At 70.7% G+C, this 215-nt stretch carries 1 protein-coding gene; it reads right to left on the reverse strand.

Annotation, left to right across the window (positions count from 1 at the left end):
* Positions 1-215: AMP-binding protein (locus tag GT042_RS02160; RefSeq protein ID WP_237530400.1), on the reverse strand; the 215-nt coding region annotated here is incomplete at both ends.

A 215-nucleotide genomic window follows, 5' to 3' on the forward strand; every position in this document is an offset into this window, starting at 1 on the left:
TCCCGTACCCCCGCGAAGGCCTCGGGCGCCTCCTCCGCCATGACCCGGAACAGACCCGCCGTCATCCAGAGGGCGGTGACGGAGTGCTCGGTGAGGAGGCGCCGGTACGTGGCGGTGTCGAGGTGACCCGCCGGTGCGACGACGAGGGTGCCGCCGTTGAGCCAGGGGACCCACATCTCGTACGTGGAGGCGTCGAAGGCCATCGCCGAGTGGAA

Source organism: Streptomyces sp. SID3212 (assembly GCF_009865405.1).
Classification (GTDB): domain Bacteria; phylum Actinomycetota; class Actinomycetes; order Streptomycetales; family Streptomycetaceae; genus Streptomyces.